This is a genomic window from Methylobacterium nodulans ORS 2060, from assembly GCF_000022085.1.
Lineage (GTDB): Bacteria > Pseudomonadota > Alphaproteobacteria > Rhizobiales > Beijerinckiaceae > Methylobacterium > Methylobacterium nodulans.
Genome location: NC_011894.1, coordinates 749,445 through 764,634, shown reverse-complemented (window position 1 = coordinate 764,634; position 15,190 = coordinate 749,445). Strand labels below are relative to the sequence as shown.

At 70.5% G+C, this 15,190-nt stretch carries 13 protein-coding genes, 1 other RNA gene and 1 pseudogene; 8 read left to right on the top strand and 7 right to left on the bottom strand.

Annotation, left to right across the window (positions count from 1 at the left end):
* Positions 1-157: 157 nt before the first annotated feature.
* Together MNOD_RS03395 and MNOD_RS03390 are read right to left on the bottom strand one after the other, a co-directional pair.
* On the bottom strand, positions 158-952 hold the full coding sequence (locus MNOD_RS03395) for a thymidylate synthase (RefSeq protein ID WP_015927436.1): 795 nt from the start codon (positions 950-952) through the stop codon (positions 158-160).
* A 115-nt stretch (positions 953-1,067) separates the two neighbouring features.
* Positions 1,068-1,802, bottom strand: coding sequence for a CPBP family intramembrane glutamic endopeptidase (locus MNOD_RS03390; protein WP_015927435.1), 735 nt, complete (start codon positions 1,800-1,802; stop codon positions 1,068-1,070).
* Positions 1,803-1,844: 42 nt separating this feature from the next.
* Here MNOD_RS03390 and ssrA point away from each other — a divergent pair.
* Positions 1,845-2,209, top strand: a transfer-messenger RNA (tmRNA) gene (ssrA, locus tag MNOD_RS42330).
* Between the two features lie 49 nt (positions 2,210-2,258).
* Complete coding sequence (locus tag MNOD_RS03385) at positions 2,259-2,894, top strand: SspB family protein (RefSeq protein ID WP_015927434.1); 636 nt, start codon at positions 2,259-2,261, stop codon at positions 2,892-2,894.
* Between the two features lie 92 nt (positions 2,895-2,986).
* Here MNOD_RS03385 and MNOD_RS03380 read toward each other — a convergent pair whose 3' ends face one another.
* Positions 2,987-4,321: a cytochrome P450 gene (locus MNOD_RS03380; RefSeq protein WP_157091372.1), complete on the bottom strand. Its 1,335-nt coding sequence runs from the start codon at positions 4,319-4,321 to the stop codon at positions 2,987-2,989.
* A gap of 184 nt (positions 4,322-4,505) precedes the next feature.
* Between MNOD_RS03380 and fumC the strand changes: the two genes are divergently transcribed.
* From fumC to MNOD_RS03365, 3 genes are read left to right on the top strand one after another with little or no spacing between them, the layout of a single operon-like run.
* The gene (gene fumC, locus MNOD_RS03375; RefSeq protein WP_015927432.1) at positions 4,506-5,915 is read left to right on the top strand and encodes a class II fumarate hydratase; all 1,410 of its coding nucleotides are present in this window, start codon (positions 4,506-4,508) and stop codon (positions 5,913-5,915) included.
* Between the two features lie 4 nt (positions 5,916-5,919).
* Positions 5,920-6,111 carry a DUF4169 family protein gene (locus tag MNOD_RS03370; protein ID WP_015927431.1) on the top strand — a complete coding sequence of 64 codons (192 nt, stop codon included), beginning with the start codon at positions 5,920-5,922 and terminating at the stop codon, positions 6,109-6,111.
* Positions 6,108-6,374, top strand: a complete 267-nt coding sequence (locus MNOD_RS03365) for a ribbon-helix-helix domain-containing protein (RefSeq protein WP_015927430.1) — start codon at positions 6,108-6,110, stop codon at positions 6,372-6,374. The genes MNOD_RS03370 and MNOD_RS03365 overlap by 4 nt, the downstream gene beginning before the upstream one ends.
* A 166-nt stretch (positions 6,375-6,540) precedes the next feature.
* Here MNOD_RS03365 and MNOD_RS03360 read toward each other — a convergent pair whose 3' ends face one another.
* Positions 6,541-7,881: a dihydroorotase gene (locus MNOD_RS03360; protein ID WP_015927429.1), complete on the bottom strand. Its 1,341-nt coding sequence runs from the start codon at positions 7,879-7,881 to the stop codon at positions 6,541-6,543.
* 126 nt (positions 7,882-8,007) lie between these two features.
* Between MNOD_RS03360 and ygfZ the strand changes: the two genes are divergently transcribed.
* Entirely contained in the window at positions 8,008-8,838 is an 831-nt protein-coding gene (gene ygfZ, locus MNOD_RS03355) for a CAF17-like 4Fe-4S cluster assembly/insertion protein YgfZ (protein ID WP_015927428.1), read from the top strand.
* 263 nt (positions 8,839-9,101) lie between these two features.
* Here the strand turns inward: ygfZ and MNOD_RS03350 are convergent, their stop codons facing one another.
* Positions 9,102-9,356 (bottom strand): hypothetical protein, encoded by a 255-nt coding sequence (locus MNOD_RS03350; RefSeq protein WP_015927427.1) that lies wholly within the window; start codon positions 9,354-9,356, stop codon positions 9,102-9,104.
* Positions 9,357-9,503: 147 nt separating this feature from the next.
* Between MNOD_RS03350 and MNOD_RS03345 the strand changes: the two genes are divergently transcribed.
* Both MNOD_RS03345 and MNOD_RS03340 read left to right on the top strand, forming a co-directional pair.
* Positions 9,504-11,843 carry an ATP-dependent helicase gene (locus MNOD_RS03345; protein WP_043747959.1) on the top strand — a complete coding sequence of 780 codons (2,340 nt, stop codon included), beginning with the start codon at positions 9,504-9,506 and terminating at the stop codon, positions 11,841-11,843.
* Between the two features lie 393 nt (positions 11,844-12,236).
* Positions 12,237-12,953, top strand: a complete 717-nt coding sequence (locus tag MNOD_RS03340; protein WP_015927425.1) for a PhoH family protein — start codon at positions 12,237-12,239, stop codon at positions 12,951-12,953.
* 358 nt (positions 12,954-13,311) lie between these two features.
* Here MNOD_RS03340 and MNOD_RS03335 read toward each other — a convergent pair whose 3' ends face one another.
* On the bottom strand, positions 13,312-14,292 hold the full coding sequence (locus MNOD_RS03335) for an IS110-like element ISMno29 family transposase (protein WP_015927424.1): 981 nt from the start codon (positions 14,290-14,292) through the stop codon (positions 13,312-13,314).
* Positions 14,293-14,726: 434 nt separating this feature from the next.
* Positions 14,727-15,182 (bottom strand): annotated as a pseudogene (locus MNOD_RS03330) (YbaK/EbsC family protein); the annotation flags it as partial.
* Positions 15,183-15,190 lie beyond the last annotated feature (8 nt).

Genomic DNA, 15,190 nt, shown 5'->3' with positions numbered 1-15,190 from the left:
GCATCGTCTGCGACGAACCGGGATCCGCTTCGTCGCAGACGATGCTCTCCGCTCTCCTAGAGCCGCGCCCGTTTCGGTTGAAACGGCCACGGCTCTAAGCCTTTGATGTGACGCGCTCCCTTGCGCCGAACCGGCATCCACTTCGACGGGGAGCGCTCTAGACCGCCACCGGCGCGCGGATCGCGGGGTGCGGGTCGTAGCCCTCGATCACCACGTCGTCGTACCGGAAGTCGAACAGCGAGCGCACCTCCGGGTTGAGGCGCAGGCGCGGCAGCGGGCGCTCGTCGCGGGCGAGCTGCTGGCGGGCCTGCGCGACGTGGTTGGAGTAGAGATGCGCATCGCCGAGCGTGTGCACGAAATCGCCGGGCTCCAGGTCGAGCACATGCGCCATCATGGCGGTGAGCAGGGCGTAGGAGGCGATGTTGAAGGGCACGCCGAGGAAGGCATCCGCCGAGCGCTGGTAGAGCTGGCAGGAGAGGCGCCTTTCCGCGATGTAGAACTGGAACAGGCAGTGGCAGGGTGCGAGGGCCATGCGGTCGAGATCGGCCGGGTTCCAGGCCGACACGACGAGGCGGCGCGAATCCGGGTTGCGCCGGATCTCGTCGAGCACCCAGGCGATCTGGTCGACGCTGCCCCCGTCGGGCTTCGCCCAGGAGCGCCACTGCCTGCCGTAGACCGGGCCGAGATCGCCGTGCTCGTCCGCCCACTCGTCCCAGATCGTCACGCCGTTCGACTGCAGGTAGGCGACGTTGGTGTCTCCCGCGAGGAACCACAGCAGCTCGTGGATGATCGACTTGAGGTGCAGCCGCTTCGTCGTGACGAGCGGGAAGCCCTCCGCGAGGTCGAAGCGCATCTGGTGGCCGAAGACCGAGAGCGTCCCGGTGCCGGTGCGGTCGTGCTTCGCGACGCCGTCGTCGAGGATGCGCCGGAGCAGGTCGTGATAGGCGCGCATGGCATTCGTCCTCCGAGGGGGCATGGACGATAGCGCATCCGGGCGCCGCCGGCAGCGCCCGTGCGGGTGCTCCCCAGCTTTCAAAGGGGGTGCGCCCCTGGACCGGCCTGGGTCCTCAGGCCCCCTCGAAAGCAAGCATCACCAGCACCAGCGCGCCGTTATTGGCCGCGTGGAGGGCCATGCAGGCGAAGAGGCTGCCGGTATGCACCCGCAGGAGGCCGAGGGCGAGGCCGAGCGGGAGCACGCTCAAGGGGCGGGTCGCGGGGCCGAGCGCATGGCTTAAGGAGAAGAGCCCGGCGCTCAGCAGGACAGTGGTTCCGGGGGCGAGAACGCCCCGGGCGCGGGCGAAGAGGTCGCCCCGGAACAGCAATTCCTCGGCGAGCGGGGCGAGCAGCACGAGCCATGCGACCCAGACCGCGAAAGCGGCGCCGTCAAGGGCCGGCGGCAGCCGGAACACGGCGGCGGGCAGCTCGCCGGATAGGGCCGCGAGCCCCGAGACCCAGCCGATCTGGAAGGCCGGCCAGAGCAGGATCGTGGCGGGCAGGGCCGGGCCGGGCCGGGGCGGCACGAGGCCGAGGGCGGCCGGCCAGGCTCGGCCGTAGCGGGCCCGCGCCCGCCAGATCACCAGCCCGGTGAGGATCGGCAGGGGCGCCACCGCGAAGGTCAGGGCATAGCGGTCGGCCTCGCCGAATCCCGCGAAGGGAAACCCCCAGACCGAGAGGTCGTGCGCCCGCAGCGCCCGGGCCGCGCCCGCCACCAGCGCGAAGGCGAGGAGGCCCGCCGCCGCGAGGAAGAGCGGCGGGCGTAAGGCGAGCCCCGCGACGCGGCACGCCCGGATCCAGGCGCGCATCGGCGGCGGATCGGCCACAGGAGGCAGGGAAGGGCGATCGATGGGCTTCAAAACCGGCGCGCGTGCCTCTATATTCGGTGGGCCGGCCGCGAGGTCGGCTATGGCGATAAACGTTCTTCGCAATAAACCTATCGGACCCGGGGGCGGTACCCGGCGCCTCCACCCAAGCCCAGCCGGCATGAGGCGGGTTGGGCTTCGGCGGGGGCGAAATAGGATCGACGAGGGCGTAAAGGTTGGACTTTCGCTCGGCATGGTTCCGCCGTTATCGGGCCAATGCAATAGTTGCCAACGACAACTATGCTCCGGTGGCGGTGGCCGCGTAAGCGGTCCCCAAAACCAATCAAAGTCCTAGCGGTTAGCATCGCATAGGCGGGGTTCGGAGGCACCTGGCAACAGAAGCCTCCACTTTCCTCCCTCGATGCGCCGATGGATGCGGCACCGGGTAAGCGACCGCCGATGGCAGACGATCTGATTCGCTACGATCTCCTGGTGCAGGACGCCCTGCGCAGCGTGGTGCGCAAGGTTCTCGGCGATGCGGCCCGCGAGGGACTGGCGGGCGAGCATCACTTCTACGTGTCGTTCCGGACCGATTATCCGGGCGTGCGGATCTCGCAGCGCCTGCGCGAGAAATACCCGCAGGACATGACGATCGTCCTGCAGCATCAGTTCTGGGACCTCGGCGTCACCGAGCACGCCTTCGAGGTCGGCCTGTCCTTCTCGGGCGTGCCCGAGCGGCTGCTGGTGCCGTTCGAGGCGGTGACGGGCTTCTTCGATCCCTCCGTCCAGTTCGGCCTGAAGTTCGAGCTCGGCGACGGCCAGGCGGGCGACGAGGCCGCGACTCCGACCGGGGCGGGCCTGCGGGCGATCCGCGGCGCCGGCTCCGAGCCGAGCGAGGCGGCTCCGAAGGTGCCGGCGCTCGCGGGCGTGCCGAAGGTGGTGCCAGGCGCCGACAAGGCCGAGGCGAAGCCCGCCGCCAAGGACGCGGCCAAGGATGCGGCCAAGACGCCGTCGAAGCCCGCGGCCGAGGAGCCCGCGGCGTCCGAGAGCGGCGCTTCCGTGGTGAGCCTCGACGCCTTCCGCAAGAAGAGCTGACTGTCCTTTGCAACGTGCGGGGAACCCCTCTCCCGAGTGGGAGAGGGGTTCCTGTGTGGACTCGTCTCCGAACGGATCAACCGGAAACCGTATTACTCCGGTGGAGCGGCTGCGCGGCGCGTCACCCGCATCCGCAGCCCATCCCGGGGCCGCAGCGTCACCCGGTGCAGCGGCACCACCGGCCCGGCCCCCGGCGAGCGGTCCAGGCGCACGGCCCGCATGAGATGCGCCAGCACCAGCGTCGCCTCCATCAGCGAGAAGCTCATCCCGATGCAGACCCGCGGCCCGGCCCCGAAGGGCAGATAGGCGAAGCGGTCGATGCGCGCGCGGTTCTCCGGCAGGAACCGCTCGGGCACGAAGGCATCCGGATCCTGCCACAGGCGCCGATGCCGGTGCAGGACGTAAGGAGCGATCGTCACCAGCGAGCCGCGCGGGATCTTGATGCGCCCGAGCCGGTCCTCCGCGAGGGCCTGCCGGCTCATCAGCGGCACGGGCGGAAACAGCCGGATCGCCTCCTCCAGCGCGGCCCGCGTGAAGGGGAGGGCCTCGCTGCAGGGCGCCGGATCGCCTGCGAAGGCCGCGTCGATCTCGGCCTCGGCACGCTCGCGCGCCGCCTCGTCCTGCGACAGGCAATAGAGCGTCCAGGTCAGCGCATTGGCGGTGGTCTCGTGGCCCGCCCCGATGAAGGTGACGATGTTCGCCCTCACCTCCAGGTCGGAGAGGCCGCGGCCGGTCTCCGGATCCTGCGCCCGCAGGAGCAGCGTCAGCACGTCGTGCGGCGCCTCGCCCCCGGCGAGCAGGGCCCGGCGGCGCGCGATCAGCTCGTCCACGATCTCGGCGAAGAAGCGCAGGGCCGGCCGCGCCCGGATGCGGCCGATCCGCGGCACCCAATCCGGCAGCCCGAACACGTCGAGGGGATCGATGGGCCCGAGCGCCTCGAAGTAGCTCGTCATCGCGCGCCCGAGCGCTTCGGGCTTCCGCGGCAGCCCGTGCGTGAAGATCGTCCGCTCCAGCACGTCGAGGGTGACGCGGGTCATCTCCAGCGCCACGTCCACCGTCTGGCCGCTGCGCCGGGCGAGCCGCCCGGCGAGGCGGTCGGCGGCCTCGGACATCGGCGCCTGAAACCCCGCCACGTGGCGCGGCGAGAAGATCGGGGCGAGGGTGCGCCGCTGCAGCCGCCATTCCTCGCCTTCGGCCGTGAGCAGCCCGTTGCCGAGCCCCGGCGCCAGCACCCGGCGCTGCAGGTCGTCCTTGCGGTAGTTCGCGGCGTTGTCGACCAGGATGTGCCGGATGGCGGCGGGATCGCTCACCACCGTCACGCGCCCGAGCGCTCCGTCGCCCGCCACGATCAGGTGCTCGAAATGCTCCCGGAACCAGGTCGTGAGCGGGTTCGCCCGCGCGGCGCGCAGGAAGGCGAACAGGTCCATCGGCTCCGTGCGCGGGCGCGGCACGGCCGGCCGGAAGGGGGATTGAGCGGGGCGAGCCGCGACCGCAGCGTCTGACAGAACGGGTCTCCTGTAATGCCGCGGGCGCGCTGGCGCCGATCCGGCATCGCGCAACGCCCGCCTTTGGCTTAAGTAGGCGCCGATTCGAACCGCCAAAGAGGCCATGATGTCGCCGACCGAGAAAGCCACCCGCACGGAATCCGACACGTTCGGGCCGATCGAAGTCCCGGCGGACCGCTACTGGGGCGCGCAGACCCAGCGTTCGATCCAGAATTTCCGCATCGGCACGGAGCGCATGCCGGCGCCGCTCGTCCATGCGCTCGGCCTCGTGAAGCAGGCCGCCGCCCTCGTGAACCGCGACCTCGGCGTGCTGGAGCCGCTTCTCGCCGACGCCATCGCGGCGGCCGCGGCCGAGGTCGTCGAGGGCCGCCACGACGGCGAATTCCCGCTGGTGGTCTGGCAGACCGGGTCGGGCACCCAGTCGAACATGAATGCCAACGAGGTGATCGCGAGCCTCGCCAACGAGCGGCTCGGCGGCCAGCGCGGCGGCAAGTCGCCCGTGCACCCGAACGACCACGTCAATCGCGGCCAATCCTCCAACGACACCTTCCCGACCGCGATGCACATCGCGGTGGCCCGCGAGATCAACGACCGGCTGATGCCGGCCCTGCAGCACCTGTACGCCGCCCTCGACGCCAAGGCCCGGGAATTCGCCGAGATCGTCAAGATCGGCCGCACGCACCTGCAGGACGCCACGCCGGTCACGCTCGGCCAGGAATTCTCAGGGTATGCCGCGCAGGTGGCCCTCGGCGGCTCGCGGGTCGGCGCGACGCTGCCCGGCGTGCTGGCGCTGGCCCAGGGCGGCACCGCGGTCGGCACCGGCCTCAACGCCCATCCGGAATTCGCCACGCGCTTCGCCGCCAAGGTGGCGGAGCTGACCGGGCTGCCCTTCACCTCGGCCGACAACAAGTTCGAGGCCCTGGCCAGCCACGACGCCCTGGTCTTCGCGCAGGGCGCGCTCACCAGCCTCGCGAGCGGTCTGTTCAAGATCGCCAACGACATCCGCCTGATGGGGTCCGGCCCCCGCTCGGGCCTCGGCGAGATCTCGCTGCCCGAGAACGAGCCCGGCTCCTCGATTATGCCCGGCAAGGTCAACCCGACCCAGGCGGAGGCCATGACCATGGTCTGCGCCCAGGTGATCGGCAACGGCACGACCGTGTCGGTGGCCGGCAGCCAGGGCCATTTCGAGCTCAACGTTTTCAAGCCGGTCATCGCCAACGCGGTGCTGCAGTCGGTGCGGCTCCTCGCCGACGCGGCGGTGAGCTTCGCCGATAACTGCGTCGTCGGCATCAAGCCGAATCACGACCGCATCGCCGACCTGATGAGCCGCTCGCTCATGCTGGTGACGGCGCTGGCGCCGACGATCGGCTACGACAAGGCCGCCGAGATCGCCAAGACCGCACACAAGAACGGCACCACACTCAAGGAGGAGGCGCTGCGGCTCGGCTACGTCACGGCCGAGCAGTTCGATGCCGTGGTGCGGCCGGAGACGATGCTGGCGCCCAGCGCGGAGTAGGCCCATGGCCGAGATCGTCAACCTGCGCCAGGCCCGCAAGGCCAAGGCACGGCAGGCCAAGGAGGCGGCGGCGGCCGAGAACCGGGCCGCCTTCGGCCGGCCCAGGAAGACCAGGACCCTGGCGGAGGCGAGGCAGGCGATCGAGACTGCGCGCCACGAGGGCCACCGCCTCGAGGGATCCGGCCCGTCCGAATGACCGGCGCGCCCGAGGGGCTGCGCAAGCGCTCCGTGATGATCGCCGGCCACCGCACCAGCGTCTCGCTGGAGGGACCCTTCTGGGAGGCCCTCCAGCAGCTCGCCGCTGCGCGCGGGCTCTCGGTCCAGGCCCTGATCGGCCGGATCGATGCCGGCCGGGCCGAGCAGAACCTGTCCTCGGCGATCCGGGTCTTCGTTCTGCGCGAGGTGCAGGCCGCGCAGACCGCAGAACCCCTCTCCCGAGTGGGAGAGGGGCAGGGGTGAGGGTGGAGACGGTGCTAGCCAAGAAGCCTGAACCGTGCCGCTAACCCGCGGAACGCTCAGTGCTTTGTTCTGACGCGTAGCACCCTCACGCGCGATCTTCGATCGCCAGCCCCTCTTCCACTCGGGAGAGGGGTTCCGGTGCTGCCCGCGGCTCGCCCTGAAAGCCTCAGCCGCGCGCCGGAAAGGCCTCCTCGAACCGCGCCGCCTCGCCGCGCGCGGGTGCATCGAGGCTCCCTTCCCACATCACCACATGCCCGCGCACCACCGTGCCGATGGGCCAGCCCGTCACGGTCGTCCCGTCATAGGGCGTCCAGCCGCAGCGGGAGGCGATCCAGGCATCCGTGATGGTCTCCCGCCGCTTCAGGTCGACCACCGTCACGTCCGCGTCGTAGCCTATCGCGAGGCGCCCCTTGCGGGCGAGCCCGAAGGCGCGTTTGGGGCCGGCGCTGGTGAGGTCGACGAGGCGCGCCAGGCTCAGCCGGCCCGCCGCCACGTGGTCGAGCATGATCGGCACCAGGGTCTGCACGCCGGTCATGCCGGAGGGCGAGTCCGGATAGGGCTTCGCCTTCTCCTCCCGCGTATGGGGCGCGTGGTCGGAGCCGAGCACGTCGGCGACGCCCTGCGACAGCCCCCACCACAGCCCGTCGCGGTGGGCGGCGTCGCGCACCGGCGGGTTCATCTGCACCAGCGTGCCGAGGCGCCGATAGGCTTCCGTCCCGTCGAGGGTCAGGTGGTGGGGCGTCACCTCCACCGTCGCCACGTCCTTGTGGGCGGCGAGGAAGCGCATCTCCTCCGCGGTCGAGATGTGCAGCACGTGGATGCGCGCGCCGGTCTCGCGGGCGATGCGCACCAGCCGCTCCGTCGCCTTCAGGGCCGCCTCGGGCGAGCGCCAGACCGGATGCGAGGAGGGATCGCCCGGCACCCGCAGGCCCTTGCGCTCGCGCAGCATCGCCTCGTCCTCCGCATGGAAGGCCGCGCGGCGGCGGATGCGCTTCAGGATCTCGGCGAGGCCCGCATCGTCCTCGACGAGGAGCGAGCCCGTCGAGGAGCCGATGAACACCTTGATGCCCGCCGCACCCGGCAGACGCTCGAGCTCCGCGACCTCGGCCGCATTCTCGTGCGTGCCCCCGACCCAGAAGGCGAAGTCGCAATGCATGCGGTGATGGGCGCGGCGGACCTTGTCGGCGAGCGTCTCGGGACTCGTGGTCTGCGGGTTGGTGTTCGGCATCTCGAACACCGTGGTGACGCCGCCCATCACGGCCGCGCGCGAGCCCGTCTCCAGATCCTCCTTGTGGTCGAGCCCCGGCTCGCGGAAGTGGACCTGGCTGTCGATGATTCCGGGCAGCAGGTGGAGGCCCCCGCAATCCTGCACCCGGCCGGCCGAGGCCCGCGAGAGGTCGCCGATGGCGGCGATGCGGCCGTCCCGCACGCCGAGATCGGCCGGGCCGATCCCGTCGTGGTTCACGACGGTGCCGCCGCGCAGGAGGAGGTCGAAACTCTGGCTCATGGCGGCATTCCCTTGGCAAGGGCCACGCTCGGCGCAAGGCCGATTGAGAGCGGCCGACCGGCGGCTTATGTCAGCCCCGCCGGAGGTTCAAGCCGGGCCGTCCGGACGAGAAGGATCTTGGTGCCGATGCCCATCGCTTCCCTGACGGACCGCGCCGTCCTGGCCCTGACCGGAGACGACGCGCCCGGGTTTCTCCAGGGCCTCATCACCTGCAACGTCGAAACCTTGCCGCCCGACGAGGCGCGGCTCGGGGCGCTGCTGGCACCGCAGGGAAAAATCCTGTTCGACTTCCTGCTCAGCCGCGCCGGGGACGGCTTCCATCTCGATGCGCCGCGTGCCGTGCTGCCGGACCTGATGCGGCGGCTCACGCTCTATCGGCTGCGTGCCAGGGTTGCGTTCGCGCAGACGCCGCTTCGGGTCTTCGCCGCCTGGGGCGCGGAGCCGGAGGGGTCCTGGCTGCGGGATGGGCGCCTGCCGGCGCTCGGCTGGCGGCTCTACGCGCCCGAGGGGGGAGAGCCGGCCGTCGATGCCACGCCGGAGGCGTTCCAGGCGCACCGGATCGCCCTCGGAGTGCCGGAGAGCGGCGCCGATTTCGCCCTGGGCGACGCCTTTCCGCACGAGGCGCTGATGGACCAGCTCGGCGGCGTCGATTTCCGCAAGGGCTGCTACGTGGGCCAGGAGGTGGTGTCGCGCATGCAGCATCGCGGCACCGCGCGGACCCGCGTCGTGCCGCTGCTGTATCCGGGCGCCGCCGTCCCGGCCGGAACGCCGGTCACGGCCGGCGCCCGCGCGCTCGGGCAGACCGGGAGCGCCGCGGGCGACCGGGGCCTCGGGCTGCTGCGCCTCGACCGCCTGGCGGATGCCGTCGCGGCCGGCGAGAGGGTCGAGGCGGGCGGGCTCTCCGTGCGGGTGGCGAAGCCGGATTTCGTGACCTTCGAGGTTCCGGGCGCGGCGTGAAGAACCCGTGAAGCGCGGGAACCGCGGGATCCCCTCTCCCGTGCGGGAGAGGGGCAGGCGATCGAAGATCGCGCGTGAGGGTCCAGGTGGTTCAGCAAGACGACGGAGCCGTCCCGCTGCCAGCACCACCGTCTCGGTTTTATTCTGAAGGGTCCGGAACCCTCACCCCTGCCCCTCTCCCGCACGGGAGAGGGGATCCCGCGGTTCCGGCAGGACCCACACTTCTTTCGGCGGCCGCAGGTTCACGGCCGGCGCCACGCCCCCTACCGCGGCCGGCCGATGATGCTCGGCGTGACCGGCGGAGGGGGCAGGGTCTCGTTGCGCCGGATCTGGCCCTGCAGCTGGTTCGTCTCGAAGCGGTTCTGCTGCTGGATGTCGCGCAGGTCACTGCGCGTGTTCATCGAGTTGTTGAGGCCCTCGACCGTGCGCTCGGCGCGGCTCGTCGTGCGTTGGCTCTGGGCGAGGGCGGGGCCCGCCGCGATGGCGGCGGCAAGGATCAGAAGGGCGCGGGCAGGCATGGGAACTCCGGCGGGCAGAAGGCTTACCATCATCAGATGGGGACGCTCCGGGCCGCCGCCAGGTTCCTGCGCCGGCAGCCCTGCGGCTCTCCGCCACTGGCCCGCGAACCCTCGACGCCGTTCGCGTTTTGGTCCAGTGATGGCGCCATGACTCGCGAAGCCGCCGGGGCCGAGGCGCCCGTCCCCACTTCGATCGCCGCCCGCGCCCGGGCCGCCGTGGCGCCCCCGAGCGCAGCCTATCTCGAAGGACTGAACGCGGAGCAGCGTCGCGCCGTGGAGGCGACGGAGGGGCCCGTCCTCGTGCTGGCGGGCGCGGGGACCGGCAAGACGCGGGTGCTCACCACCCGCATCGCGCATCTGATCGCCATCGGCCGCGCCCGGCCCTTCGACATCCTGGCCGTGACCTTCACCAACAAGGCCGCCCGGGAGATGAAGGAGCGCATCGGCGCGCTGATCGGCTCGGCCGGCGAGGGCATGCCCTGGCTCGGCACCTTCCACGCCATCGGCACCAAGATCCTGCGCCGTCATGCGGAGCTGGTCGGTCTCAAGTCCGACTTCACCATCCTCGGCACCGACGACCAGCTCCGCCTGCTCAAGCAGGTGATCGAGGCCGCCAATGTCGACGAGAAGCGCTGGCCCGCCCGCAGCCTCGCCCAGGCGATCGATGGCTGGAAGAACCGCGGCCTGTCCCCCGAGCAGGTGCCGGCCGGCGAGGCGGGCGCCTTCGGCTTCGGCAAGGGCGGGAAGCTCTACGCCGCCTACCAGGAGCGGCTCGCCACCCTCAACGCCGTCGATTTCGGCGACCTGCTGCTCCTGTGCCTCAGGCTGTGGCGCGAGAACCCGGACGTGCTGACGGGATACCAGGACCGCTTCCGCTACATCCTCGTCGACGAGTACCAGGACACCAACGTCGCGCAGTATCTCTGGCTGCGGCTGCTCGCGCAGGGGCGCCGCAACGTCTGCTGCGTGGGCGATGACGACCAGTCGATCTATGGCTGGCGCGGGGCCGAGGTCGACAACATCCTGCGCTTCGAGCACGACTTCCCGGGAGCCGTAGTGGTGCGGCTGGAGCGCAACTACCGCTCCACGGGCCACATCCTGGCCGCGGCCTCGACGCTGATTGCCCGCAACGAGGGCCGGCTCGGCAAGACGCTGCGCACCGAGGAGGGGGCCGGCGAGCGCGTCACCGTGACGGGGGCCTGGGATTCGGAGGAGGAGGCGCGGCTCCTCGGCGAGACCATCGAGGGCCTGCAGGCCAGGGGCCACGCCCTGTCGCAGATCGCCGTGCTGGTGCGGATCTCCGCGCAGATGCGCGAGATCGAGGACCGCTTCGTCCAGCTCGGCCTGCCCTACCGCGTCATCGGCGGCCCCCGCTTCTACGAGCGGGCGGAGGTGCGCGACGCGCTTGCCTATCTGCGCCTCACCGCCAACCCGGCCGACGACCTCGCCTTCGAGCGGATCATCAACACGCCCAAGCGCGGCCTCGGCGACGCGACCCTGCAGGCGCTCCACAGCCTGTCGCGGCGGCAATCCGTGCCGCTTCTTCATGCAGCCTGCCTCATCGTCGAGACGGAGGAGCTGAAGCCCAAGCCCCGCTCCACCCTGCGCGCCCTCCTGCAGAGCTTTTCGCGATGGGCCAAGCTCCTGGAGATCCAGCCCCACGCGGAGGTCGCCCAGACCATCCTGGAGGAATCCGGCTACACCGAGATGTGGCAGAAGGAGCGCACCGCCGATGCGGCGGGCCGCCTGGAGAACCTGAAGGAGCTGGTGCGCTCCCTCGAAGAATTTCCCGACCTGCCGGCCTTCCTGGAGCACATCGCCCTGGTGATGGATGCGAGCGAGGCCGAGGGCGGGGAGCGCGTGAGCCTGATGACGCTCCACGCCGCCAAGGGGCTCGAATTCGACACGGTCTTCCTGCCGGGCTGGGAGGACGGGCTGTTTCCCAACCAGCGCGCCATCGACGAGAGCGGCCGGGCGGGGCTGGAGGAGGAGCGGCGCCTCGCCCATGTGGGCCTCACGCGGGCCCGCAGGCGTGCCAAGATCTCCTTCGCGGTGAACCGCCGCATCCACGGCCTGTGGTCCTCGACGATCCCGAGCCGGTTCGTCGACGAGTTGCCGGAGAGCAGCGTCGAGGTGATCGAGGCACCGGCGAGCTTCTCCTACGGCCCCTCGCGCTTCGACCGGCAGCCGACGCCCTTCGGCTCCTCCTATGCGACGCCCGGCTGGCAGCGCGCGCAGGCGAACACCGCTGGTCAGGACCGGTTCGGCGGCGGTGCGCGGAGCAGCCGCAGCGGGCCGAAACAGATCGAGGGCACGCTGGTGGCCAAATCCACCGGGACGGCGTCGGATTACGCAACCGGAGCGCGCGTCTTCCACACGAAATTCGGGCCGGGCTCCGTGGCGGCGGTCGACGGCAACAAGCTCACCGTTGACTTCGACAAGGCCGGCCGGAAGATGGTTCTCGACAGTTTCGTCCAGCCGGCCTGAGCCGGCTCGGGCCTCCTGTCTCCGCGTCGTGGCAGCGGAGGTCGCGATCGTGAGGGTGTCGTCATCCGGGCCGGGCACCGCGCAAGGGTCCACGGCTCGCCTTTGGGACGCTCCCCGGTCGCCATCGCTGTGTGTTTTGAGACACAGCCGCTCAGCTAATCTTGGCAACTGCGAAAAGCGCCTTGTGCGCTGCGGCGCGGGAATTGCTGGTCGACCCGTGTCGGCATACCGTTACGGGAGGCGCAAGCGGACTTGTCCACCGCTGGCGTCGATCAGATGTGGAACTCGTACGAACCCACGGATTTGAGTCGTTGAACGGCACTGAAGGAGGTCTGGGGACACAGGAGGGCACACGATACAGCGGCACCGCAAGTCCAGTGGGAGTGTTGATCTATGAAGAGACGACGCGCACGACTTGAACTGGTCGATGACCGCCCGATCCGGATGTCTCGTACCCGGTTCGAGGAGGAGCGTAATCCGCCGCCGATCCAACCCATGACGGCCCGTCAGGCCGAATATCTCGAAGCCCTCGGTTCCCATTCGCAAGTGATCGTTCTCGGGCCGGCCGGCACCGGCAAGACCTACATCGCCGGCACCCGCGCCGCCGACCTCCTGCGGCAGCGCCGCATCGCCAAGGTGGTGATCACGCGGCCCAACGTCCCCTCCGGCCGCTCCCTCGGCTACTTTCCCGGTACCCTCGACGAGAAGATCGCCCCCTGGGTCGCTCCCCTCACGGAAGCGATGAAGGAACGCATGGGAGCGGGCGCCTTCGACATCGCGCTCAAGGCCGGCGACATCGAGATCGTGCCCTTCGAGGTCATGCGCGGCCGCACCTTCAAGAACTGCCTCGTGATCCTCGACGAGGCCCAGAACACCACCCCGTCCGAGATCAAGATGTTCCTGACCCGCATCGGCGACGATTGCCAGGTCATCATCAACGGCGACGTGTCCCAGACGGACCTGCGGGAGACCTCGGGCCTCAGGACCGTGATCCATCTCGTGAAGAGCCGGCTGATGCCGATCCCGATCGTGGAGTTCGGGCTTGAGGACATCGTCCGCTCAGGCATCTGCGCCGAATGGGTGAGGGCCTTCGAGGAGGCGCGGCTCTGAAGCGGGGGGCGGTCATCCTCTCTTTCGTGCGGAGAGGGGATGCCGGCCCTGACCGATGAAACCGGCTGACTGAGCGCTTCCGCACCCTGTCACCGGCCCCGTATGCTGAGGAGCGCGGCCGCTTCCACGCGTCTCAGGGTCGATTGAGACTGCGTCAGCCCACGCGACGATGTCCGCTTTCCCGGGCGCATGCAGCGTCAGCGGAACGCGACCCGGGACCCAGCAGAAGACGTCGCGCAGCGACCGCTTTCAGCGACAGTGCTGGCATGCGGAGCCGCTTCGCGGCACGCCCTCGTGCTGGTCCCGGATCTCCTTCCGCTGCCGCTGCAGACGTCCGGGAAAGCATCTGTGTTTGGCGTCAAGCCTGTTGGGGCTGATTTGGCGTCCAGAGGCGGTCCTGAGCGATGAGGCTGTTGGCCAGCACGGCGAGCTTGCGGGCCACGGCGATGATGGCGCACTTTGGCTTCTTGCCGTTGGCGATCAGGCGTTCGTGGAAGGCTTTCAGGCCGGCGTTGTGGCGGGCGGCCGAGAGCGCCGCGAGGTAGAGGACGCGGCGCACGGGCGGGCGGCCGCCCCAGATGACCCGCACGCCCTGGCGCGCGCCGGAATCGTCGGCGACCGGCGCCAGGCCCGCCAGCAGGCCGATCTGCCGGCTGCTGCAGGTGCCCAGCTCGGCCAGGCTGGCCACCAGGGTGGCCGCGATCGTGTCCCCGATCGAGGGGATCGAGACCAGGATGGCATGCCGCCGGGCCAGTCCGGGATCGGCCGCGATGAGCCGGCGGATCTCGCCGGCAAGGGCCTCGATGTCCGCGGCGATCCTGGCCAGACGGTCCTGGAGCTGGCGGATCAGGAACGGGCTTGCGGCCGCGGCCAGCTGGTTCTTGAGGGCGGTTTGTTCGGCCACGGCGCTGTCGCGGGCCGCGACCAGTTCCTGGAGCGCTTCGAGCGCGTCCGAGGCCGGCGGGCGCTGCGGGGGGGCCATCACCGCGGCAAACTGCGCCAGCACGCGGGCATCGAGCCGATCGGTCTTGGCCCAGATGCCTTGCGCCTTGGCGAACATGCGCACCCGAAACGGATCGACGACGGCGACCGGCAGGCCCGAGGCATGCAGGCTGCGGCGGGTCTGGCGGTGCCACTTGCCGGTGGCCTCGACCACGACCAGCCCCAGAGCAAAGCGCCCAAGCCAGCGCTTGAGCTGCCGGATGCCGACCTCGGTATTGGCGAACCGCTGGGCTTGGCCGGAGGGGAGGACGTGGACGTCGAGCCAGCTCTTGCTGACGTCGATCCCCACGCTAGACTTGCCCGCGGTCTCTTGTTTGGACACTTCCTTGCCTTGCATACGGGACTTGCTCCCCAGCATCTGTTCAGGACAAGAGCCAGAGGGCGGCCGGATCCTGCTTTCCCACGGTGCCAATCCTAGAGGGAGATCGATCCCGGCCGCCCGCGTCGCGGCCGGTGGCCACCGGCCGCGACGCACCTCACAGCTTGGTGCGCTGGTCGGCCCGTCAAACATGCAAGAGGGTGCGCGAAGGGGCGGAGACCGTCTCACCGCGCCCCCTTGAGCGAAGCCGACATCCGCATGGCGACGCCAGCAACCGGATTTCACGAGTTCACTACCGGCCGAACCGACCGGGGCGGATGACACCACGGCTTCCGCGCAGGTCAGTCTCGATTGGGGAGCGCAGCGGCTTCCACGCACGGTGTCCGGGACGGGGATAAGCCTCTGTCATCGATCGACGCGCCGACGACGGTCTCCGCCATGCTCTCGACCGGCTGGCACACATCAACCCACTCCGCCTCTACGAGGGCGGCCATCCGCTCGGGGGAGAGCCGCACGGAGCTGTGCGTGGAGCCTGCCGCCGGGACGACCTCGTCGAAGGCGCGCAGCGACACGTCGCAATAGACCGGCAGCGGCGCCGGCAGGCCGAAGGGGCAGACGCCGCCGACCGGATGGCTGGTCGCGCGCTCGGTCTCCTCGGCATCGAGCATCCGCCCGCGCCCGCCAAAGGCAGCCTTCATCTTGCGGTTGTCGAGACGCGCGTCGCCGCGCGTCACGACGAGGAGCACGTGCTCGCCGACCCGCAGCGCCAGGGTCTTGGCGATGCGGCCCGGCTCGACGCCGTGCGCTGCCGCCGCGAGGGTGACCGTCGCCGAACTCGCCTTGGTCTCGATCACCTGCAGGTCGGGCGCGCGCTCGGCCAGGAAGGCGCGCACGGAAGCGAGGCTCATGGGCGCGG

Excerpts from the sequence above, each read along its gene's own strand:
- MNOD_RS03380 (WP_157091372.1), bottom strand. The coding sequence starts at position 4,321 with ATGGACCTGTTCGCCTTCCTGCGCGCCGCGCGGGCGAACCCGCTCACG.
- MNOD_RS03365 (WP_015927430.1), top strand. The coding sequence starts at position 6,108 with ATGACCGGCGCGCCCGAGGGGCTGCGCAAGCGCTCCGTGATGATCGCC.
- MNOD_RS03335 (WP_015927424.1), bottom strand. The coding sequence starts at position 14,292 with ATGCAAGGCAAGGAAGTGTCCAAACAAGAGACCGCGGGCAAGTCTAGC.
- MNOD_RS03385 (WP_015927434.1), top strand. The coding sequence starts at position 2,259 with ATGGCAGACGATCTGATTCGCTACGATCTCCTGGTGCAGGACGCCCTG.
- MNOD_RS03345 (WP_043747959.1), top strand. The coding sequence starts at position 9,504 with ATGACTCGCGAAGCCGCCGGGGCCGAGGCGCCCGTCCCCACTTCGATC.
- MNOD_RS03390 (WP_015927435.1), bottom strand. The coding sequence starts at position 1,802 with ATGCGCGCCTGGATCCGGGCGTGCCGCGTCGCGGGGCTCGCCTTACGC.
- ygfZ (WP_015927428.1), top strand. The coding sequence starts at position 8,008 with ATGCCCATCGCTTCCCTGACGGACCGCGCCGTCCTGGCCCTGACCGGA.
- MNOD_RS03350 (WP_015927427.1), bottom strand. The coding sequence starts at position 9,356 with ATGCCTGCCCGCGCCCTTCTGATCCTTGCCGCCGCCATCGCGGCGGGC.
- MNOD_RS03360 (WP_015927429.1), bottom strand. The coding sequence starts at position 7,881 with ATGAGCCAGAGTTTCGACCTCCTCCTGCGCGGCGGCACCGTCGTGAAC.
- MNOD_RS03370 (WP_015927431.1), top strand. The coding sequence starts at position 5,920 with ATGGCCGAGATCGTCAACCTGCGCCAGGCCCGCAAGGCCAAGGCACGG.
- fumC (WP_015927432.1), top strand. The coding sequence starts at position 4,506 with ATGTCGCCGACCGAGAAAGCCACCCGCACGGAATCCGACACGTTCGGG.
- MNOD_RS03340 (WP_015927425.1), top strand. The coding sequence starts at position 12,237 with ATGAAGAGACGACGCGCACGACTTGAACTGGTCGATGACCGCCCGATC.
- MNOD_RS03395 (WP_015927436.1), bottom strand. The coding sequence starts at position 952 with ATGCGCGCCTATCACGACCTGCTCCGGCGCATCCTCGACGACGGCGTC.